The organism is Aestuariivirga litoralis (assembly GCF_003234965.1).
GTDB lineage: Bacteria > Pseudomonadota > Alphaproteobacteria > Rhizobiales > Aestuariivirgaceae > Aestuariivirga > Aestuariivirga litoralis.
In genome coordinates this window covers 285,956-307,393 of sequence record NZ_QKVK01000004.1, presented here as the reverse complement: position 1 = coordinate 307,393, position 21,438 = coordinate 285,956, and the positions used below count along the sequence as shown (strand labels likewise).

General features: G+C 65.6%; 17 protein-coding genes and 1 tRNA gene. 3 read left to right on the top strand and 15 right to left on the bottom strand.

Translation table 11 applies throughout. The features are described 5' to 3' along the window. Positions 1–122: 122 nt before the first annotated feature. Both DK847_RS11265 and DK847_RS11260 read right to left on the bottom strand, forming a co-directional pair. The gene (locus DK847_RS11265; protein WP_146256103.1) at positions 123–2,198 is read right to left on the bottom strand and encodes a PKD domain-containing protein; all 2,076 of its coding nucleotides are present in this window, start codon (positions 2,196–2,198) and stop codon (positions 123–125) included. Between the two features lie 405 nt (positions 2,199–2,603). Further along, positions 2,604–2,678, bottom strand: a tRNA-Lys gene (locus DK847_RS11260). Positions 2,679–2,828: 150 nt separating this feature from the next. Here DK847_RS11260 and glmU point away from each other — a divergent pair. Continuing rightward, positions 2,829–4,181, top strand: coding sequence for a bifunctional UDP-N-acetylglucosamine diphosphorylase/glucosamine-1-phosphate N-acetyltransferase GlmU (gene glmU, locus DK847_RS11255; RefSeq protein ID WP_111198593.1), 1,353 nt, complete (start codon positions 2,829–2,831; stop codon positions 4,179–4,181). A gap of 12 nt (positions 4,182–4,193) precedes the next feature. Beyond that, positions 4,194–6,020, top strand: a complete 1,827-nt coding sequence (gene glmS, locus DK847_RS11250; RefSeq protein WP_111198592.1) for a glutamine--fructose-6-phosphate transaminase (isomerizing) — start codon at positions 4,194–4,196, stop codon at positions 6,018–6,020. On the opposite strand, the gene DK847_RS11245 is transcribed toward glmS, so the two are convergent. The 4 genes from DK847_RS11245 to hspQ form a co-directional block, all read right to left on the bottom strand. Then, on the bottom strand, positions 6,007–7,233 hold the full coding sequence (locus DK847_RS11245) for a TCR/Tet family MFS transporter (protein WP_111198591.1): 1,227 nt from the start codon (positions 7,231–7,233) through the stop codon (positions 6,007–6,009). The two genes, glmS and DK847_RS11245, sit on opposite strands and share 14 nt — an antisense overlap. A gap of 69 nt (positions 7,234–7,302) precedes the next feature. Further along, positions 7,303–10,446, bottom strand: coding sequence for an efflux RND transporter permease subunit (locus tag DK847_RS11240; RefSeq protein WP_111198590.1), 3,144 nt, complete (start codon positions 10,444–10,446; stop codon positions 7,303–7,305). A 5-nt stretch (positions 10,447–10,451) separates the two neighbouring features. Beyond that, a complete protein-coding gene (locus tag DK847_RS11235) occupies positions 10,452–11,585 on the bottom strand; it encodes an efflux RND transporter periplasmic adaptor subunit (RefSeq protein WP_111198589.1) in 1,134 nt (377 codons plus the stop codon). A 138-nt stretch (positions 11,586–11,723) separates the two neighbouring features. Then, a complete protein-coding gene (gene hspQ, locus DK847_RS11230; RefSeq protein ID WP_111198588.1) occupies positions 11,724–12,062 on the bottom strand; it encodes a heat shock protein HspQ in 339 nt (112 codons plus the stop codon). Between the two features lie 71 nt (positions 12,063–12,133). On the opposite strand from hspQ, the gene DK847_RS11225 reads away from it, so the two are divergent. Then, positions 12,134–13,087 (top strand): AEC family transporter, encoded by a 954-nt coding sequence (locus tag DK847_RS11225; RefSeq protein ID WP_111198587.1) that lies wholly within the window; start codon positions 12,134–12,136, stop codon positions 13,085–13,087. Here DK847_RS11225 and DK847_RS11220 read toward each other — a convergent pair. The 9 genes from DK847_RS11220 to trpE all read right to left on the bottom strand — a co-directional run bounded on the left by DK847_RS11220 (position 13,057) and on the right by trpE (position 21,404). Then, a complete protein-coding gene (locus DK847_RS11220) occupies positions 13,057–14,268 on the bottom strand; it encodes an FAD-dependent monooxygenase (RefSeq protein WP_111198586.1) in 1,212 nt (403 codons plus the stop codon). The two genes, DK847_RS11225 and DK847_RS11220, sit on opposite strands and share 31 nt — an antisense overlap. 52 nt (positions 14,269–14,320) lie before the next feature. Then, positions 14,321–14,935 carry a glutathione S-transferase family protein gene (locus DK847_RS11215; RefSeq protein WP_111198585.1) on the bottom strand — a complete coding sequence of 205 codons (615 nt, stop codon included), beginning with the start codon at positions 14,933–14,935 and terminating at the stop codon, positions 14,321–14,323. Positions 14,936–15,015: 80 nt separating this feature from the next. Beyond that, positions 15,016–15,723: a transcriptional repressor LexA gene (gene lexA / locus DK847_RS11210; protein WP_111198584.1), complete on the bottom strand. Its 708-nt coding sequence runs from the start codon at positions 15,721–15,723 to the stop codon at positions 15,016–15,018. A gap of 107 nt (positions 15,724–15,830) precedes the next feature. Further along, complete coding sequence (locus tag DK847_RS11205) at positions 15,831–17,033, bottom strand: molybdopterin molybdotransferase MoeA (RefSeq protein WP_111198583.1); 1,203 nt, start codon at positions 17,031–17,033, stop codon at positions 15,831–15,833. A 4-nt stretch (positions 17,034–17,037) separates the two neighbouring features. Continuing rightward, complete coding sequence (gene moaC, locus DK847_RS11200; RefSeq protein ID WP_111198582.1) at positions 17,038–17,514, bottom strand: cyclic pyranopterin monophosphate synthase MoaC; 477 nt, start codon at positions 17,512–17,514, stop codon at positions 17,038–17,040. Further along, positions 17,511–18,305, bottom strand: coding sequence for an indole-3-glycerol phosphate synthase TrpC (trpC, locus tag DK847_RS11195; protein WP_111198581.1), 795 nt, complete (start codon positions 18,303–18,305; stop codon positions 17,511–17,513). The genes moaC and trpC overlap by 4 nt, the downstream gene beginning before the upstream one ends. Then, on the bottom strand, positions 18,305–19,318 hold the full coding sequence (gene trpD / locus DK847_RS11190; RefSeq protein WP_111198580.1) for an anthranilate phosphoribosyltransferase: 1,014 nt from the start codon (positions 19,316–19,318) through the stop codon (positions 18,305–18,307). The genes trpC and trpD overlap by 1 nt, the downstream gene beginning before the upstream one ends. Next, entirely contained in the window at positions 19,318–19,890 is a 573-nt protein-coding gene (locus DK847_RS11185) for an anthranilate synthase component II (protein WP_111198579.1), read from the bottom strand. Before DK847_RS11185 ends, trpD begins: the two co-directional genes overlap by 1 nt. After that, positions 19,887–21,404 (bottom strand): anthranilate synthase component I, encoded by a 1,518-nt coding sequence (trpE, locus tag DK847_RS11180; RefSeq protein ID WP_111198578.1) that lies wholly within the window; start codon positions 21,402–21,404, stop codon positions 19,887–19,889. The genes DK847_RS11185 and trpE overlap by 4 nt, the downstream gene beginning before the upstream one ends. Positions 21,405–21,438 lie beyond the last annotated feature (34 nt).

Sequence of the window (21,438 nt, the reverse complement as noted above, 5' to 3'; positions counted from 1 at the left end):
AGCCCCGATCCTGTTTGGATAAGGCGCCACGCTAGTCGACTTCGCGGCGCGAAAGGCCGCCCAAAAGCGTCATCTTCGGCCAGCTTGCGCCGCCAGCGCCGCCGCCAAGGGGGCCGTGTCCGTCAGCGGCAGATCTGGCCGGTACGGTTCGAGGCGCCGTTGAACGGATAACCGGTCTTTATGATCCCTGTGATGGTCAGGGCGAAGCAGCCCGATGCCTTGGTCTTGGGGGCGGTCAGCGTCACCTTGCCATATTTGTTCGTCGTGGCGGTGACGTTCTTGCTGACGATGCCATTCCAGCTTCCGGTCACTTTGGCGCCCGAAAGCGGCTTTCCCATGTGATCGACGACCGTCACCGATGCCACGGCCCAGGCATAGCCCTTGCTGTTGGTCTTCAGCGACATCTCGATGCTCTGCACGTTCGACAGCGGTGCCGGAACACTGACGTTGATGACCTGGGAGGTGCTGGCGCTCAGCCCGGAATTGTCCACCACCGTCAGCCGGGCCAGATAGGTTCCGGCAACCTGATAGACGTGGTTCACGAGCGCCATGGAGCCGCTCACATCGCTGTTGCCGTCGCCAAAGTCCCAGTACCAGAAGGCCACCCGGCCATCATCGGTCGAATTCCTGCCATCGAGGGTCACGGCAAGGGGAGCGGGTCCCGTGTTGCGCGACGCAACGATGACGGGGCGTGGCGGCGTCCCCACCGGCGGGGCATAGCTGGCGGTCAGACGGAAGTTGCCAACGCTGCCATAGGACGAATAGCCTGTGACGGCAGGGTCTCCCTGACCGGTGCCCCTGACCTCCAGAAAGTAGGTGCCTTGCGTCGTGATGTTGTAGGCCAGGGCCGACTTCAACTCGTTGATGGGGTTTTGTGTCGCCAGGACCCGGCCGGCAGAGTCCAGGAGGGTCAGGACGAGATCGACGTCGGGAGACCGGTTCGCCGGCATGACATTGGCCTGGAGCGGTCCGACGCCTGCGGTAATCGCAAACACGTCCCTGTCGCTGGTGGTCTCGATCACGCCGTCCATGCTGCCGCTGACGGTGTTGCCGGAAAGGCGCTGGACGAAGGGGGTCGCGGTTCCCGTATTGCTGCCATAGTCATCGAGCCGGAGCGGCAGGCCGAAGTTCTGGGCAATGACGAAGTCATCTTCCTTGTTGCTGGCGCCGGAATACTCGCCCTTGCTGAACTGCACCAGCGGCCGGTAATAGCCCACGCCCATGATGGGGGCCCATCCCGTCGTGGCATCATTTCCCTGCCCGGCATAATAGGCGTTGCTGCCCTGGCCGTCATGATGCAGGCCCATGTTGTGGCCTGCCTCGTGCGAAATCGCCTCCGCAACGGCCTTTTCATTGCCGCTTCCCAGCATGTCGTAGAACACGAAGGCTGGCTTGTAATAGTTCGGAGGCTTGCTGCCGGCGAATGCGTCGAAGACCCCGATATAGGCGATGCCACCGCAGGTGCAGTTGTAGACACCGTCCTTCTTGGTGATCACGACGGTGGTTCCGAACACCTTGTCGTTGACGTCCGACCGGGTCAGAACGTCGTCTGACGGGCGCTGCGTGGTCACGTCGACGTCAAAGGGCGCATAATCCTCGGCGACACGCTGCCAGATATACTGGATGCGCTGCAGTTCCTCGGTGGAAAACGACCCGGGGTTGCCGTCGAGGTCGAAGGGCGTGGCGACGATCGTCGACTTGCCCTGGCTGGCGTTCCATGCCGTTCCGGTGATCGTGTCGCCGGTGAAATTGAGATAGATCGTGCGGTTCGCGCCCGGGTGGCTGTGAAGATAGAAGGTCTGGTCCAGGCTGACGAGGCCACCGTCCTGTATCGAGGAGGGTTGCTGCGCCGAGGGCTGCTGCTCTGCCGGCAAGGGAGCATTCATCTCCCATACGGCATAGAGCCGGCCGTTTTGATCGAGGCGCATGTGCTTGTCGGTCAGAAGTTCCTTGCGAAACTCGTCCGGCGTCTTGCCATACCAGGCGGCGACATCGGGCAAGTGGATTCCCAGCCGATCGACCGCATCCTGACCTTTCGCCTGCTTCACGCCGATGTCGATTCCTGGGAAGGGTTGCAGCCTGTCCTGGATCGGCAGCTTGGGCAGCGGCTGCATGTTCTCAGCCCCGGCGTGGAACGCACCCGCAGCAAGGAGGAGGGATGCCGAAATCACCAGCTTTGTCGTTGCGGAGATGTTCACGTTGCTATCCTTCCTGGGCAAACGATGCCCTCGGCGTCTTGCAGACCGCCCACGAAACCTGCCAACGGCTTCGGAAACGATTGCTAATCACTTGCATCATATAGTGCATATGTGATGGTGCTTATCTTGATTTCCATCAAGAAATCGACAGTTCCGTAGTTACACTTCACCATTGCAGGTGTCACGTAAGTATAAATACTCATTCATCAAAACGCGTTTCAGAATTGGCTGGACGCGGGCCGTGCTGGCACCCTGGATGTTCGCGCCATGCGTGCCAATTCCAGCACCCCCTTGGCCGCCCTGATCGAGGGATTCGCCACGACCCGGAGACCAGCCTCGGCCGTGCGCCACAACCAGCGCAGGAACTGCGCGCCGCCATTCGATCGTCAATGCCGTCGGAAAATGTGGTGAGCCCGTCGGGGATCGAACCCGAGACCCTCTGATTAAAAGTCAGATGCTCTACCGCTGAGCTACGGGCCCACGACCGGAAGGAATGCCCGGCGAACGCGCGCGGAACATAGTGGGGGGTGGGGGTGGGGTCAATACAATTGCAGGGCGCCTTGCTATCGCCTCAACCGGGCAGACATGCTAGCGGGGGGCCATGGGATTCCTTTTGCGACCGGGACTGCAATGACAGATATCGCGATCATCGTGCTGGCCGCGGGCAAGGGCACGCGGATGAAGTCGGCCTTGCCCAAGGTGCTGCACCGGGCCGCGGGCCGGAGCCTGCTGGCGCATGTTCTGCATGCGGCACGGGCCCTCGACCCACGGCACGCCGTGGTCGTCGTCGGCCCCGACATGGAGGCCGTCTGGCAGGAGGCGCGCACCGTGATCCCGGGCGCACGCCTGGCGGTGCAGTCAGAGCGCCTCGGCACCGGCCATGCCGTTGCCATGGCGCGGGAGCAGTTGCAGGATTTCACCGGCACCGTTCTGGTGCTCTACGGCGATGTGCCGCTGATTTCGACCGGCACCCTGCGGGGACTGACGGGTCTTGCCGGGCACGGGATGGCGGTGCTCGGCTTCGAGGCCTCCAACCCTCATGGCTATGGTCGACTGCTTCAGGACGCCGACGGCAGCGTGGTGAAGATCCGGGAGGAACTCGATGCGAGCCCGGCCGAGCGGGCCATCGGCCTCTGCAACTCCGGCATCATCGCCATCGACGCCGCGCTCCTGTGGTCGCTCGTCCCCCAGCTTGGAAATGCCAACGCCAAGGGGGAATACTACCTCACCGACCTCGTTGATCTGGCGGCGTCCTGCGGTTTTCCGTGCCGGCTCGCCCTTTGCCCGGAGGCGGAGGTTGCAGGCGTCAACGACCGCCTCCAGCTTGCGGGAATCGAGAAGACGCTGCAGCAGTCATACCGGCGGCGGCACATGCTGAACGGGGCAACGCTGGTGGCGCCGGAGACGGTGTTCTTTTCTGCCGATACGGCGGTGGGGCAGGACGTCGTGATCGAACCCAACGTCGTCTTCGGCCCCGGCGTGCTGATCGGCGACGGGGTTGAAATCCTGGCCTTCTCCCATGTCGAGGGCGCCACCATCGAAGCCGGCGCGCGGATCGGCCCCTATGCCCGGTTGCGGCCCGGTGCGATGATCGGCGAGGACGCCCATATCGGCAATTTCGTCGAGGTGAAGAAGGCCGTGATCGGCAAGGGCGCCAAGGCCAATCACCTGAGCTATATCGGTGATGCCCGCGTCGGCGCGAAGACCAACATCGGTGCCGGTACCATCACCTGCAATTACGATGGCTACGAAAAGCACCTCACCGACATTGGGGAGAATGTCTTTGTTGGCTCCAACACGGCGCTCGTGGCGCCGGTTGCGGTGGGTAACGGGGCATCGATCGCGGCGGGCAGTGTCATCACCCGCAACGTTCCGGCCGATGCCCTGGCCATGACCCGCGCAGAGCTTGACCTGCGGGAGGGCTGGGCCAGGCGCTATCGTGAGATGAAGGCGGCCCGCAAGGCTGCGCGCAAGAACAAGTAGGACCCTGATTACATGTGCGGCATCGTTGGCATTCTCGGCAAGGAACCCGTGGCGGACAACATCGTCGAGGCGCTGCGGCGGCTCGAATACCGCGGCTATGACTCGGCCGGCGTCGCAACGCTGACATCGCACGGCATCGAGCGCCGTCGCGCCGTTGGCAAGCTGAAGAACCTGGCCAGCCTCCTGGCGCGCGAGCCGCTGGAGGGAACGTCCGGCATCGGCCATACACGCTGGGCCACCCATGGTGGCGTCACCGAGACCAATGCGCACCCGCACACGGTGGGAGACGTGGTCGTGGTGCACAATGGCATCATCGAGAATTTCAGGGCATTGAAGGATGAACTGATCGCGGATGGCGCCGTGTTCACCACGCAGACCGACACGGAAGTGGTGGCGCAGCTCCTGTCACGCGAGATGAAGCGGGGCAGGGCGCCGCGCGAGGCGGTGAAGGCGGTGCTCTCGAGGCTCCATGGCGCCTTCGCGCTGGCCATCCTGTTCAAGGGCGAGAACGACCTGATGATCGCCGCCCGCAACGGTCCGCCGCTGGCCATCGGCCATGGCAATGGCGAGATGTTCGTCGGCAGCGATGCCATTGCGCTCTCGCCCTTCACCAACCGCATCACCTATCTCGAGGATGGCGACTGGGCGGTGCTGACGCACCATTCGGTCGAGATCCATGATGCCGATGGCAAGCCGGTGAAGCGGCCGATGAGCTTCAGCCAGGCTTCGACCATGCTGGTGGACAAGGGCAACCACCGCCACTTCATGGCCAAGGAGATCGAGGAGCAGCCGGAGGTCATCGGCCATACGCTCGCCGAATATGTCGACTTCGCCGAGGGCACGGTGCGTGTGCCGGAGAAGCTGCCCTTCGACTTTGCGGCACTCGACCGGATCACCATCACCGCCTGCGGCACCGCCTCCTACGCAGGCCTCACGGCCAAGTACTGGTTCGAACGCATCGCCCGACTGCCCACCGAAGTGGATATCGCCTCCGAGTTCCGTTACCGGGAGGCGCCCTTGCCGAAGAACGGACTGGCGATTGTCGTGTCGCAATCGGGCGAGACGGCGGATACCCTCGCCGCCCTGCGCTACTGCAAGCAGCAGGGCCAGCATACGCTGGCCATCGTCAACGTGCCGGAATCGACGATCGCGCGCGAGAGCGAAATGGTGTTCCGCACCTATGCGGGGCCAGAGATCGGTGTGGCCTCCACCAAGGCCTTCACCTGCCAGCTCACGGCGCTCGCCTGCCTTGCCATCCTCGCTGGCAAGCTGCGTGGCACGCTCACGCTGGAGCAGGAGCGGGAGCTTGTCAGTGCGCTGATCATGGCGCCGCGGCAGATGACGGAGATCCTGAAGGAGGAGAAGCACATCGCCGACGTGGCGCGCGAGATCGCCAATGCGCGGGACGTGCTCTTCCTCGGACGGGGGCTGAACTACCCGATCGCGCTGGAGGGTGCCCTCAAGCTCAAGGAAATTTCCTACATCCACGCCGAGGGCTATGCGGCGGGCGAACTGAAGCATGGGCCCATTGCGCTCATCGACGAGAACGTGCCGGTCATCGTGATTGCTCCACATGACGAGCTTTACGACAAGACGATCTCCAACATGGAGGAGGTGGCAGCGCGCGGTGGCAAGATCGTGCTGCTGACCGACGACCACGGCATGACGGACAATGAGCACAAGGCCTTCCGGTCGATCCGTGTTCCGAAGGCCCATCCCTTCGTCAGCCCGCTCCTCTATGCGGTGCCGGTGCAGCTCCTCGCCTATCACGCCGCGGTGTTCATCGGCACGGATGTGGATCAGCCGAGGAACCTCGCCAAGTCCGTCACGGTGGAGTGACGGGTTTCACCTCGCGGAGCGTGAGGAAGAAGACCAGCGTTCCCGCCAGCATGACAGCGGCGAGCAGGAAGGGGTAGCCTGCCGCGGCGGGCGGTGCGCCCGGCACGGCGAACCAGCCGAAGACCTGGGCGAAGAGGACGGTGCCGAGAAGCATGCCGATGCTCTGCAGGCTGGCGATGCCGCCCTGGATTTCGCCTTGGGCATCCTCCGGCGCCTGGTGGGACATGATGGCGGTGAGCGCCGGGTGCACGAAGCCTTCTGGCGCATGGACGACCAGCAGGATCATGACGGCGAGGAAGCCCGGCGCCAGGCCATAGCCGACGAGTGCGATGACGGCAGTGACCAGCCCGAAGACGGCGGCATTGCGCTCTCCCAGCCATTTGACGACGGGGCCGGTGAGGCCACCCTGCACGATGGCGGCGAGGAGGCCGAAGGCGGCGAGCGTCAGGCCCACGGTTGCCTCCGTCCAGCCGAAGGCGGCAATTCCCCAGAAGGCCCAGATCGCGGGGTAGACCGCCGTCGACAGGAAGTAGAGGAACATCACGGCGCTGAGCGGCACCACGCCCCGGTATTGCGCGAAGACCTTGAGGGCGCCGATGGGGTTCGACCGGGCGAGCGAGAACGGCCGGCGGTTTTCGGGGGCGAGTGTCTCGGGCAGCACGAACCAGCCATAGGCGAAGTTCAGGATGGCGAGGCCCGCCGCAACGAAGAAGGGTACACGCGGCCCGAAGGAACCGAGCAGGCCGCCGATGGCCGGGCCGATGACGAAGCCCAGCCCAAAGGCGGCTCCCATCATGCCGAAGACCTTGGCGCGCTCCTCGGGCCTGGTGATGTCGGCGAGGAAGGCATTGGCCGTGGTATAGGACGCGCCGCAGATGCCGGCGAAGACGCGGCCGACGAAGAGCCAGATGATGTTGGGCGCGAAGCCGGTGAGCAGGTAGTCCACCGCGAGGCCGAAGACCGAGAGCAGCAGAACGGGGCGGCGGCCCACGGCGTCGGACAGGTTGCCGATGGCGGGGCCGAAGAGGAACTGCATGCCGCCATAGGCAAAGAACAGCCAACCGCCCCAGATCGAGGCGCCGGCGAGGTCAGTGCCGCTCACCTCCTCGATGAGGCGCGGCAGCACCGGCATGACGAGGCCGAAGCCCACCATGTCGAGGAACACGGTGATGAAGACGAAGATGACGGCGAACTTGCCGCGCCGGCGCGACATGGTTTCCTCCAGCAGGGCCGAGCCTCATAACCGATGATTGCGGTTGTGGCCAGCACCCTTTCCGTGAACCTAGTGCGGCGCTGCCTCCGTCTTCTTGTCGCTGCCGATGCCATGCACCTTCTCGCGCGCCCACTGGAAGGTGACATAGAGCAGCGGGATCAGGAAGATGCCGAGTACCGAGGCGCCGATCATGCCGCCGAACACCGTGGTGCCCACGCCCCGGCGGCTGAGCATGCCGGCGCCCTCGGCGAAGACCAGCGGGATCAGGCCGGCGATGAAGGCGAAGCTCGTCATCATCACGGCGCGGAAGCGTTCCTTGGCGCCGGTCGTGGCGGCATCGAGGATCGAATGGCCCTTGCGCCGCGCCTCCATGGCGAACTCGACGATGAGAATGCCGTTCTTGGCCGCAAGTGCGATCAGCACCACAAGGCCGATCTGGGCATAGAGGTTGTTGGAGAGGCCCGAGACCTTGAGCGCCAGCAGCGAACCCAGCACGCCCGCCGAGACCGAGAGCAGCACCGCGATGGGGATGGTCCAGCTCTCATAGAGGCCGACGAGGAAGAGATAGGCGAAGAGCACGGCGAGGCCGAGGATCATGGTCGTCTTGCCGCTCGCCTCCTTCTCCTGCAGCGCCGTGCCGGTCCATTCATAGCCGAAGCCCTTGGGGAGCGAGGTGGCCGCCACCTGCTCCATGGCGGCGATGGCCTGGCCTGAGCTGAAGCCCGGCCCGGGACTGCCGTTGATGGTGGCGCTGCGCACGTTGTTGAAGCGGGTGATCGACTGCGGCGCCAGGATCAGCCGCGCCTCGGCGAAGGAGCGGATCGAGACCATCTCGCCCTTCTTGTTCCGGACAGATATCCGGTAGATGTCGTCGATCTTGGCGCGGTCCGCTGCCTCGCCCTGCACGGTCACCTGCCAGGTGCGGCCGAACAGGTTGAAGTCATTGACATAGGACCCGCCCAGCACCGCCTGCAGCGTCGCGAAGACGTCCGAGAGGTCGACGCCCAGCGTCTGCACCTTGTCGCGGTCGATGTCGAGGAAGAGCTGCGGCGTATTGGCGGCGAAGGTGGTGAAGACGCGGCCAAGCTGCGGGTTCTGGTTCGCCGCGAAGACCAGGCCGCGGGCCACGGCGGCGAGTTCACGCGGCGGTGCGCCGGAGAAATCCTGAAGCTGGAACTCGAAGCCCGAACCGGTGCCGAGCCCGATGATGGGCGGCAGGTTGTAGAAGATGACATTGGCCTGCTTGATGGCCTGTCCCTTGGCGAGAAGCTTGCCGATGATGGCATTGACGTTGAGCGCAGGCTCGGTGCGCTGGGCGAAGGGATCGAGCGTCAGCACGAGGAGCGCCGAGTTCGACTTCACCTGACCGTCGAGCATGGAATAGCCCACGACGGTCATGACGCTGGCCACACCCGGCTGCTGGCCTGCCATGTCCGAGACCTGCTTTGCCACCGCCTCGGTGACGTTGACGGAGGAGCCCTCCGGCAGCACCACCTCGCCGAAGATGGCGCCCTGGTCTTCCGCTGGCAGGAAGCCCGAGGGCGTGTGCTTGAACAGCCAGCCGGTGACGGGGAAGATGACGGCGAGCGCGATAACGCCGATGATCGACAGGCGCACCAGCCGCTTCACCACCGCTGTGTAGCCATCGCGTGCCATGTTGATGCCGCCGAGGATCTGGCGCATGGGGGTGCGCTTGGGGCCGTGGCTGTGCTTCAGCAACACGCCGCAGAGGGCGGGAGAAAGGGTGAGGGCGTTCAGGGCAGAGATCATCATCGACACGGTGACGACCACGGCGAACTGCTTGAACAGCTGGCCCGAGATGCCGGGGATGAAGGCCACCGGCACGAAGACCGACATCAGCACCAGCGTGATGGCGATGATGGGCGCGGTGATCTCGCCCATGGCCAGGCGCGCGGCTTCCTTGGGCGAGAGGCTCGGGTCCTCCTCCATCTTGGCCTCGACGGCCTCGACAACCACGATGGCGTCATCCACCACGATGCCGATGGCGAGCACGAGGGCGAGAAGCGAGACGGTGTTGGCGGAGAAGCCCAGCGCCATCATGACGGCGAAGGTGCCGATGAGCGAGACGGGCACGGCGATGAGCGGGATGATGGTGGCGCGCACGCTCCCCAGGAACAGGAACACCACGATGACGACCAGCACGAAGGCCTCGAGCAGGGTCTTCACCACTTCATGGATGCTCTCCTCCACGAATTGCGTGGTGTCATAGGTGATCTTGTAGCTCATGCCCTCGGGGAAATTGGCATCGGCCTCCTCGAGGATGTGCTTCACGGCTTCGGCACTGGCGATCGCATTGCCGCCGGGGGCCTGGTAGATGCCGATCACGGCGGCCGGGTTGCCGTCCTGGCGGCCCATGGTTTCCATCAGTCGGGCACCCAGCTCGACGCGTGCCACGTCCTTCAGCCTGACGAAGGAGCCGCCCTCGGTGGCGCGGATCACGACGTTGCCGAACTCCTCCGGCGAGGTGAGGCGGCCCTGCGCCTGGATCGAGAGCTGGAAGGCCTGATCGGGCAAGGAAGGCGAGGAGCCGATGCGGCCGATAGCCGCCTGCACGTTCTGCTTCTTCAGGGCATTGATGATGTCGGTCGGCACCATCTCGTAGTCGATGAGGCGCTGCGGGTCGATCCAGATACGCATCGAATAGTCGGTTGGGGTGAGCAGGCTCACGTCACCCACGCCGCGCACCCGCTTCAGCTTGTCGAGCAGGTTGATGGTGACGTAATTCGACAGGAACAGTTGGTCCTGCTTCGGGTCCGCCGAGGTGAAGGCCACCATCTGCAGGATGGCGGAGGACTTCTTCATCACGCTCACGCCCTGGGCGCGCACTTCCTGCGGGAGTTGTGCCTCGGCGAGCTTGACGCGGTTCTGGACGTTGACCGTGTTGAGGTCTGGGTCGGTGCCCACCGCGAAGGTGATGGTGAGGGTATAGCTGCCGTCATTGCCGCTCGTCGACTTCATGTAGAGCATGTTGTCGACGCCGACGACGCGCGACTCGATGGGCTGTCCCACGGTGCTTTCCACCACCTCGGCGGAAGCGCCGGCATAGCTCGCCGTCACCTGCACCTGCGGCGGCACGATGTCGGGGAACTGTGCGATGGGAATCTGCTTCATCGCCACGAAGCCGGCGATGGTGATGACGAGCGAGATGACGACCGCGAGGCGCGGGCGGTCGATGAAGATCGATGAGAACATGCGCCTCAGGCCTCCGGCTTGACTTCGGTGGCATCCACCACCTGGCCGGGCCTGACCTTCTGCACGCCCTCGATGACCACGAGGTCACCCGCCGAGAGGCCCTTTGCGATGGCGACGAAGCTGTTGTCCTGGCGCAGCAGCTCGACGCGGCGCACCTCGATCTTCTTCTCCGAGTTGACCACCAGCACGAAGGGGCCGGACTGGTCGATCTGGATGGCGTTGACCGGGACAACGAGCGTGGGCTCCGCCGAGGCGGCTTCGACGATGGCCGTGACGAGCTGCCCATCGACCAGCAGGCCCGTCGGGTTGGGGAAGGTGGCGCGAACGTTGACGGCGTCGGTGCCGGTGTTGACTGCAACGTCGAGGAAATCGACCTTGCCGGGGAACTCGTAGCGCTTGCCCTTGCCGATCTCGACATAGACCGTCTGGTCGTTGAGCTTCGCCGTGTCACCCATCTTCTCGCGCACGGCGAGGAGGTCGCGCTGGCTCACCGGGAAGGTGACGCCGATCGGGTCCTGCTGGACGATGGTGGCGAGCGTACCGCTCTGCGGGCTGACGAAGCTGCCGACCGAGAGCAGCGACTTGCCGATGCGGCCGTCGATGGGCGCGTGGATCTCGGTGTAGGACAGCTGCAGCTTGGCCTGCTCGAGTTCGGCCATCAGCTTGTCATACTGGCCCTTCGCCTCGTTGCGCGCGGTGCGGGCATCGTCCAGCTTGGTCTGGGCGGCGGCCTCCTTGCTGACCAGCGTGGTCTGGCGCTTCAGCTCGATCTCGGTGCGGTCGAGCCGGGCCGCGGCAACGGCCACGGCCGCCTCGGCAGCATCGACGCGGGCCTTGTAGGGCGCCTGCTCGATCACGTAGAGCAGGTCACCCTTCTTGACGGAAGCACCCTCGGTGAATTCCTGCCTGTCGAGATAGCCCTGGATGCGGGCAAGCAGGTCGACCTTGTTCAGCGCCTCGACGCGGGCCGAGAAGCTGACCGAGGGGCGAAGGTCGCGCGCCTCGACCTTGACCACGGTGACGGCGGGGTTGGTTGCCGGAGTTGCCGCCTGCTGCTGGGGAGCTTCGTCGCAGCCCGCGAGAAGCCCGGAAAAGAGGAGTGCAACCGCAAGTCCTGCGCCGCGTGCCGAGATTGCCATGTCGCCCTCCGTCGAGAATCCCTATCGGACCTGAATAAGATAGCCGGCCGGTGAAGGAAAGCACGCGATTGCGACGGGCGTGCGCCGCCCTTCGCGAGGGAACGGGAGAACGACCGGGCGTTCGGCGCCGGGCCGACGTCAGTGGTGCTGCATGTCCCGCGGGCGGTAGCTCTTGCGGCGGCTGTCGTAGCCTTCGAAATACTCGCGCACCTGGGGGTGGCGTACCGGTTCGCCAGTGTCGTCGACGAGCAGGTTCTGCTCCGAGACATAGGCGACGTATTCCGTTTCGTCGTTCTCGGCGAGGAGGTGATAGAAGGGCTGGTCCTTGCGGGGGCGGATTTCCTCGGGGATGGAATTCCACCACTCTTCCGTGTTGTTGAACACCGGGTCGACGTCGAAGATGACGCCACGGAACGAAAACAGCCGGTGGCGCACAACCTGCCCTATGCCAAATTTAGCGGTCGAAGCGTTGCCCATAACCATTGCTTGCCAAGGATGGCGCCCGAAGGCAAGAGGTTGAGCGGGTTTCCGGGGTTCGCTGCTTCCAAATGTCCGACATCCTCAATCTGGCGATGCCGTTCTTCGGGTTGATCCTGCTCGGTGTTTTCGCCGCAAGGCGGTGGGACGTGGGCGAGCAGGGGCTGGCCTGGCTCAACATCTTCCTCGTCTATTTCGCGCTTCCTGCGCTGATCTTCCTCGTCGTCTCGGCCGCACCCTTCGAGCAACTGGTGAACTGGCCCTTCGTGACGGCGACCACGGCGGTGACACTCGCCGCCTTCGTGAGCGTGATGACGCTGTCGCGGCTGCTCTTTGGCACCGAGTTCCGCACCGCCGTGCTGCAGGGCACCTCGGGGAGCTATGGCAATGTCGGTTACATGGGCCTGCCGCTGGCGGTGGCCTTCTTCGGGCCCGAAGCCGCCGTTCCCGCCGCACTGGTGTTCTGTTTCGACTGCGCGCTGCAGTTCGTGCTGACGGCCTTCCTCGTGACGCTGGCCAACGAGCGCGAGGAGGAGGCGCATTGGGGAGCGGTCGCCTGGCGGATCGCCAAGCAGGTGGCAACGCACCCCTTCATCATCGCGACGGTGGTGGGCATCATCGGATCGGCGCTGCAGTTCAAGGCGCCGGGCGCGCTCGGCACCATGCTCGACATGCTGATGAAGGCGGCGGGTCCGACAGCGCTCTTCGCGCTCGGCGTCACCGTCGGCCTGCGGCGCTTCGCGGGCGTGGGGCCCGCCCTGGTGCTGGTCGCGGGCATGAAGGTGGTCGTGCAGCCGGTGCTGGCCTTCATCGTCGTCGGGCTCGTGCCGGGAACGCCCGCGCTGTGGCTGCACGTGGCGGTGATGATGGCGGCCCTGCCGACGGCCTCCAATGCCTTCATCCTTGCGAGCCAATACCGCAGCTATGTGGAAGGTGCCTCGACGGCGGTGATCGTGACCACCGCCCTCTCGGCGGTGATCATCCCGGTCCTGATCTACGCGATCAATTCCGGCGCGCTGCCCTGAGGCGGGCGCATGACGCGCGGCAGGTTGGCGGAGGGCGCCAGCCCATATTGCATCACGGCCCGGCGGAGGGGGCCGAACTGCGAGAGCAGCGTGAGCCCCGCGGCGCGGCCTGTTTCCAGCGCCATGAAGCCTGAGAGCAGCGAGCGGTTCATCAGGTCGATCACCTGCTGGCGCGGCTGCACGTCACGCCGGCGGCGCGCATCGTAATCCGCCATGATGGACGGGGCGCCGGGATCGTCCTCGCCTTCCATCAGGTCGGCGGCCTGGGCGGCATCGCGCAGTGACATGTTGAGGCCCTGAGCGCCGATGGGCGGCACCACGTGCGCCGCCTCGCCGATGAGGATGATGCGGTTCTTCGCGAAGTCACGTGCCACCAGCCCCTGCATGGGAAAGAGGCGGCGCGGGCCGACGTGGGAGACGAGGCCCAGCGCGCCGTGGGTGCCGATCTGGATCTCGGCAGCGAGTTCACGGTCGGTGAGCGCCATCAGCTCGGCCGCACGCGCCGGGCGCTCCATCCAGACCAGGGCCGAGCGGTTCCCCGGCATCGGCACAGTGGTGAAGGGGCCCGCGGTCTTGTGATGCTCGGTCGAAATGCCGTCATGCGGGCCCGAATGATCGAAGCTCGTGGCCAGTGCGGTCTGGTCATAGCTCCAGCGGTTGGTGCGGATGCCGGCCGCCTCGCGCAGCAATGAATTGCGGCCGTCGGCGGCGATCGCCACGCGCGCGGTGAGGCGCCGGCCGCCGGCCGTCGTGACGGAGACGCTGTCGGAGGCGGTGTGGACGGAGGCTGCGTCGGCCCCGGTGAAGGTGACGCCCAGCTCGCCCGCGCGCGCGAACAGCGCCGGGATCAGGATGCCCAGCGGGAAGTTCCAGCCGAAGGCCTCATCGCCGAGTTCGGCCGGGTCGAAGGTGATGGTCGGCGCCTTGAACAGGGAGCCCGTGTCATCGACGAGGCGCAGCTTGCGCAGCGGCTGGGTGGCGTCCTTCAGCTCGCCAGGCCACAGCCCCAGGTGCATCAGGAGGCGGATCGAGGGCTGCATCAGCGCCACGGTGCGCGGGTCGCTCGCATCGCCTTGCTCCCGGGCGACCAGCGCCACGCGGCGCCCGTCGAGGGCCAGCAGGCAGGCAGCGGAGAGGCCGGCGGGGCCGGCCCCGGTCACGATGACATCAAAATCGCTCATGGCGCGAAAATGGGCGTCCGCAGATGCAAGCGCAAGGGCGCTGGTGCCGCAGTCAGCGGCCGGCGATCGAGGTTTTCTTCATGCTGTCGCGGCCCGAGAAATGCTCGTGCCAGTGGCCGAGCTTGGGGTGGCCATTGCGCCAGTGCAGGTCGGGCAGGCGGAAGTCGATATAGGCCAGCGTGACGGCCGCCGCGATGGACCCGGCGTTGACGTCCTGCAGCAGGTCCATCCAGTTCGCCTCGAGCTCGTCGAAGGAGGCATGGAGGCGCGTCTCGGTGCGGGCCATCCAGTCCTCCCACTGCAGGCCCTTGGGGCGCGCGGCGGTTTCATAGCGATAGGCGACGGCGGAGTCTGCCAGGCCCTGGCTCAGGGCCTGGAGGGTGAGCACGCGGAAGCGCTTGGCCGGCTCATGCGGGATCAGGTTGGTGTTGCCCGCGCTGTGGGCCAGATATTCGATGATGACGCGCGAGTCATAGATGCCGTGGCCGTGGTCGGTTTCCAGCACCGGGATCTTGCCGATGGGCGAGAGGCTGGCGAGCTTGGCATTGACTTCGGTTGGCTTCACCGGCTCGACGATGTGCTGCACTCTCTCGCCCAAGCCCACCTCATGGGCGGCGACGATGGTCATGCGGACGAAGGGAGAAATCAGGTCGCCGTAGATCTTCATGGGGCAGCACTCCTCGAAAGCCTGTTGTGGCCCGAGGTTAGGCGAAGAGCCCGCCGCTTCCAAGGGGCGGCAGGCAGCCCTCAGTACTTGCGCAGGAGGCCGATCAGCCGGCCCTGCACGCGCACCCGGTCCGGCCCGAATATGCGGGTTTCATAGGACGGGTTGGCGGCTTCGAGCGCCACCGAGTCACCCTTGCGGCGCAGGCGCTTGAGGGTTGCCTCCTCGTCATCGACAAGGGCCACGATGATATCGCCGTTGTGCGCGGTGTCGCCCTTGCGGATGATGACCGTGTCGCCGTCGAAGATGCCGGCCTCGATCATCGAGTCGCCCTTGACCTCGAGCGCGAAGTGCTCGCCGCCGGTGAGCATTTCGGGCGGCACGGCGATGTTGGCCGTGTGATCCTGGATCGCGGAGATCGGAACGCCCGCCGCAATGCGGCCCATCAGCGGAACCACGGCGGCCCGCGGCGCACCGTCATTGGTGGTGGTGACGGGCTTCACCCGGCCGAGATTGCCCTGGATGACATTGGGCGTGAACCCGGGGGCCTTCTTGGGGGTGAGGCTGGGGGAGTGGGCGTCAGGCAGCTTCAGCACCTCCAGCGCACGGGCCCGGTTGGGCATGCGGCGCAGGAAGCCGCGCTCTTCCAGCGCGACGATGAGGCGGTGGACGCCGGACTTGGATTGCAGGTTCAGGGCTTCCTTCATCTCCTCGAAGGAGGGGGGAACACCTTCCTCCTTCAACCGCTCATTGATGAACAGCAGGAGTTCGAGTTGCTTCCGCGTCAGCATGGTCCGGGTCTCTCGATCTTTTTGTTCTTTGTCCAGAATCGGAACAAATCCAAAACAAAGATATCCGTACCCTTTTAGTTCTGCAAGTGTTTACTTTCCGTAACTGTTCAGAAGTCCAGACGTAAGATTTTCACGACGTCACCCGCGCTTGCCACCGGGGCGCGGGGAGGCCTGACGATGAGGGCCTCGGCCTCGCGAAATGTGCGTTGCATCGAGGAATCCTGCACTGCGAAGGGTGTTGCGGTGCGGTAGCCGTCGGACGTCTCGACCAGCCGCGCGCGCACATAGTCCTGCCGGCTGTCGTTCTCCTTCATTGACGCTCCGAGCCGTGCCTCGACCAGGTCATCGCCGGCGGGCAGGCCCAGCAGCGCATCGATCAGCGGCTTCAGGAAGAGCCGGGCGCAGACGAGGGAGGAGACCGGGTTGCCGGGAAGCCCCAACACATGCTGGCCCCTGCGGCGGCCATACATGAAGGGCTTGCCGGGGCGCATGGCGATCTTCCAGAAATCGATGGCGACACCGGAATTCTTCAGCGCCTCCTGCACGTAGTCATGGTCACCGACCGAGGCGCCGCCGGTGGTGACGAGGATATCGGTTGTCGCCGCCCTGGCGATGGCGCGCTCGGTGGCCTTGAGATTGTCCGGCACGATGCCGAGGTTCATCACCCGCGCACCGAGATGTTGGGCCATGGCCGCGAGTGCATGGCTGTTGGAGGAGACGATCTGGTCGGCACGCGGCTTGCCGCCGGGCAGCACGAGTTCGTCACCCGTGGCGATGAGGGCGACGACGGGGCGGCGGCGCACGGCGAGCGTCGGCGCGTTGGCCGCGGCGGCAAGGCCGATGTCGCGGGCGCCGAGCGTCAGCCCGGCGGGGAGAAGGGCGTCGCCCTTCCGGAAGTCGAGGCCGGCGAAGCGGATGTTCTGTTCCGGCTTCACAGGCTGCAGGACCGTGACGGCCTTGCCGCTCGCTTCCGTGTTCTCCTGGATCACAACCGCATCCGCCCCCTTCGGCACGGGGGCGCCGGTGAAGATGCGCACGCACTGGCCGGGCTTCACTGCGCCCTTGAAGGCGTGGCCCGCTGCAGAGAGGCCGATGAGCTTCAACGTGGCGGGGGTGTTCGCGACGTCCGCCGCGATCACCGCATAACCATCCATGGCGGAGGCATTGAAGGGCGGCTGGTTGCGCACGGCCTTCAGCGGCTTTGCGAGAACGCGGCCGAGCGTCTGTTCGAGCGTCACGTCCTCGGCGGGGAGCGGATTCACGCCCTTCAGGATGCGCGCGCGCGCCTCTTCGACGGGGATGAGCGCCATGGCCTTACTCCGCGGTGAAATGTCCGGATTTGCCGCCGGCCTTCTCGACCAGGCGGAGATTGGTGATCTTCATGCCGCGGTCCACCGCCTTGCACATGTCGTAAAGCGTGAGACAAGCGACGGAGCAGGCGGTGAGCGACTCCATCTCGACGCCCGTCTTGCCCTCGACCTTCACCGTCGCCGTCACTTCGATGGTGGAGGCAGCGGTATCCGGTGCGAAATCGACAGTGACCTTGGAGATCATGAGCGGATGGCAGAGCGGGATCAGCTCATGCGTCTTCTTGGCGGCCATGATGCCCGCGATGCGGGCGGTGGCGATGACGTCGCCCTTCTTGGCCTTGCCCTCGAGGATCAGGGCCAGCGTGGCGGGCAGCATTTCGACGAGCGCCTTCGCGGTGGCGCTGCGGCTGGTGACGTCCTTCCCGGACACGTCCACCATGTGGGCGTTGCCTTCGGCGTCGAGATGGGTGAGGCGGCTCATGGCTTGGTCAGTATGGCACGGGTTGCGGCGGTGACGTCCTGCTGTCGCATCAGGCTCTCGCCGATGAGGAAGGCATTGACGTTCACCTTCGCGAGGCGTGCGAGATCGGCGGGCGTGAAGAGGCCGCTTTCGCCCACCACCATGCGCTCCCGCGGAATGCGCGGGGCAAGCCGCTCGGTGGTGGCGAGCGTCGTCTCGAAGGTGTGGAGGTCGCGGTTGTTGATGCCGATCATGCGCGAGCGCAGCTTCAGCGCACGGTCGAGCTCTTCCTCGTCGTGGACCTCGATCAGCACGTCGAGGCCCCAGTGCTCGGCGGCACTTTCAAGTTCGGCCGCCAGCGCGTTGTCGATCATCGCCATGATGAGCAGGATGCAGTCGCCGCCCCAGGCGCGGGCCTCCACCACCTGCCAGGTGTCGAGCATGAAGTCCTTGCGCAAGGCAGGCAGCGAACAGGCGGCGCGCGCGGAGGTGAGGAATTCCGGCGCGCCCTGGAAGGAAGGCGTGTCGGTGAGGACGGAGAGGCAGGCCGCCCCACCGGCCTCATAGGCCTTGGCCAGTGTCGGTGGGTCGAAGTCGGCGCGGATGAGGCCCTTGGAGGGGCTGGCCTTCTTGATCTCGGCAATGAGGCCCCATTGGCCAGCAGCCGCCTTGGCATCGAGGGCTTTCGCGAAGCCGCGCACCGGCGGCGCGGCCTTGGCACTCGCCTCGAGCGCGGAGAGCGTGGTGAGGGCCTTGGCCTTCGCCACTTCCTCCCGCTTGTAGGCGGCGATCTTGTCGAGAATGGTGGCCATCAGTCGTTCGATACCTTGATGAGCTTGGTGAGGGCGGCTTCCGCAGCACCTGAGTCGATGGCCTTCTGCGCGGCGGCGACGGCCTGCTTGAGGCCCGTTTCCTTGCCGGCGACCACGAGGGCGGCGGCTGCCGTCATCACCGCGGCGTCGCGGAAGGCGGAGGGCTTGCCGGCCAGCACGTGGCGCAGCGCATCGGCGTTGTGTTCGGCGTCGCCGCCCTTCAAGTCCTCGAAGGAGGAGCGCCTCAGGCCCGCTTCCTCCGGTGTCAAGGTGAAGGAGGTGATCCTGCCGTCCTTGAGTTCGGAAATCCACGTGGTGCCGGTGGGCACGATCTCGTCCATGCCGCCTTCGCCGTGGCAGATCCAGCACGCCTCGCAGCCGAGGTTCTGCAGCACCTGGGCGAGGGGTTCGACCCACTGCTTGGAGAAGACGCCGGTCACCTGGCGCCTGGCGCGGGCCGGGTTGGAGAGGGGGCCGAGCAGGTTGAAGATCGTCCGCGTGCCCAGTTCGACGCGCGAGGGGCCGACGAACTTCATCGAGGAGTGATGCGCGGGCGCGAACATGAAGCCGAGGCCCGCCTCCGAGATGCAGTCCGAGATATTCTCCGGCGGCACGTCGATCTTGACGCCCAGCGCCATGAGCACGTCGGCGGCGCCTGAGCGCGAAGAAAGCGCGCGGTTGCCATGCTTCGCGACCTTCAGGCCCGCACCGGCGGCGACGAAGGCTGCGCAGGTCGAGATGTTGTAGGAGCCCGAGGCATCGCCGCCCGTGCCGACGATGTCGATGGCATCGGCGGGTGCTTCGACGGGGAGCATCTTCTCGCGCATGATCTCGACCGCGCCGGTGATCTCGTCCACCGTCTCGCCGCGCACGCGCAGCGCCATGAGGAAGCCGCCGATCTGGGACGGCGTCGCATCGCCCGACATCATCACGTCGAAGGCCTCGCGGGCCTCCGCGCGGGTGAGGGGTGCGCCCGCCGCGACCTTGGCGATCAGGGGTTTCAGTTCAGCCATCAGCGGGCCCTCGCCAGTTCGAGGAAGTTCTTGAGGATCAGGTGGCCATGCTCGGAGGCAATCGACTCCGGATGGAACTGCACGCCATGCACGTTCCGCGTCTTGTGCTGCAGGCCCATGATGAGGCCATCGGCCTCCGCCGTCACCTCGAGGCAGTCCGGCAGGCTGTCGCGCTCGACGATGAGCGAGTGGTAGCGCGTTGCGGTGAAGTCCTGCGGCAGGCCCTTGAACACGCCCTTGGCCGTATGGTGGATCTGGCTGGTCTTGCCATGCATTTGGGCGGGCGCGCGGACGACCTTGCCGCCGAAACTCTGGCCCATGGACTGGAGGCCGAGGCAGACGCCGAAGACGGGAATGGTCTCCGAGGCCTTCTCGATCAGTTCGAGGCAGATGCCCGCCTCGTTGGGCGTTGCGGGGCCGGGCGAGATGACGATGGCCTCAGGGCTAGCCGAGATCACCTGGCCGACGCTGATCTTGTCGTTGCGGTGCACGACCGTCTCGGCGCCGATATCGCCGAGGAAGTGGTAGAGGTTCCAGGTGAAGCTGTCGTAGTTGTCGATGAGGATGATCATTGCGCCCTCCCGGCCCGGCCGGCGAAGCGCACGGCTTCCTCCGCGGCGCGGAACAGCGCCTTGGCCTTGTTCACGCATTCCTGGTGCTCGGACTCCGGCACGCTGTCGGCGACGACGCCGGCACCGGCCTGCACATACATCTTGCCGTCCTTGACGATGGCCGTGCGCAGAACGATGCAGGTGTCCATCTCGCCATCGGCCGAGAAGTAACCCACACAGCCCGCATAGACGCCGCGCTTGTTCTTCTCGAACTCGTCGATGATCTCCATGGCGCGCACCTTGGGCGCGCCGGAGACCGTGCCGGCGGGGAAGCCCGCCACCAGCGCATCGATGGCGTCGAACTTGTTCGAGAGCCTGCCCTCGACGTTCGAGACGATGTGCATCACCTGGGAATAGTATTCGAGGATGAACTGGTCGGTGACCTTGATCGAGCCGATGTCGGCGACACGGCCCACGTCGTTCCTCCCGAGGTCGAGCAGCATGAGGTGCTCGGCCCGTTCCTTGGGGTCCGCCAGGAGCTCGGCGGCCAGCGCGCGATCCTCGGCAGGCGTGGCACCTCGGCGGCGGGTGCCGGCGATGGGGCGGATCGTCACCTTGCCGTCGCGCACGCGCACCAGGATCTCCGGGCTGGAGCCGATGACCGAGAAGCGGTCGAAGTCGAGGTAATAGAGGAAGGGCGACGGGTTCACCCGCCGGAGCGAACGGTAGAGCGCGAAGGGCGGCAGCGTGAACTCGGTCTCGAAGCGCTGGGACAGCACCACCTGGAAGATGTCGCCTGCCGCGATGTACTCCTTCGCCTTCAGCACCATCGCCTTGTATTCATCTGGCGTGGTGTTGGAGCGCGGGCTGCCGATGGGCGAGAGGTCCGTCTCCTTCAGCGACAGGTCGAGCGGACGGTCAAGCGCGTCCACCACTTCGCCAATGCGTTCGCCGGCGCGCGCATAGGCTGCCTTGGCCGAGACGCCGGGTGTTGGGTAGACGGGGGAGGTGACCGTGACCTCGTCCCTCACGCTGTCGAAGATCGCCATCACGGTGGGACGGATCATCATGGAATCGGGCAGGCCCAGCGTATCCGGGTTGGGCTCTGGCAGTTCCTCCATGAAGCGCACCATGTCATAGCCCATGTAGCCGAAGACACCGGCGGCCATGGGCGGCGCATCCTCGGCGAGCTTGATCCGGCTCTCGGCGAGGAGGGCGCGCAGCGACTGGAGCGGGTGAAGCCCGGTGTCCTCGAAGAAGCCGTCGGGATCGAGCGAGGCCTTGCGGTTGATCTGCGCCTTGCCGTTCTCGACCTTCCAGATCAGGTCGGGGTTGAGGCCGATGATCGAGTAACGGCCGCGCACGGCACCACCCTCGACCGATTCGAGCAGGAAGGAATAACGCGCGTTGCGGGCGAGCTTCAGCTTGGCCGAAACGGGCGTCTCGAGGTCGGCGACGAGCCTCGTCGAAACGATCTGCGCTTCGCCGCGCTCATAGGCGCTGGCGAAGCTTTCGTAGTCGGGGGAGATGATCATGGGGCTGTTCCGGCAGAAAGGTCACGGGGCGGGT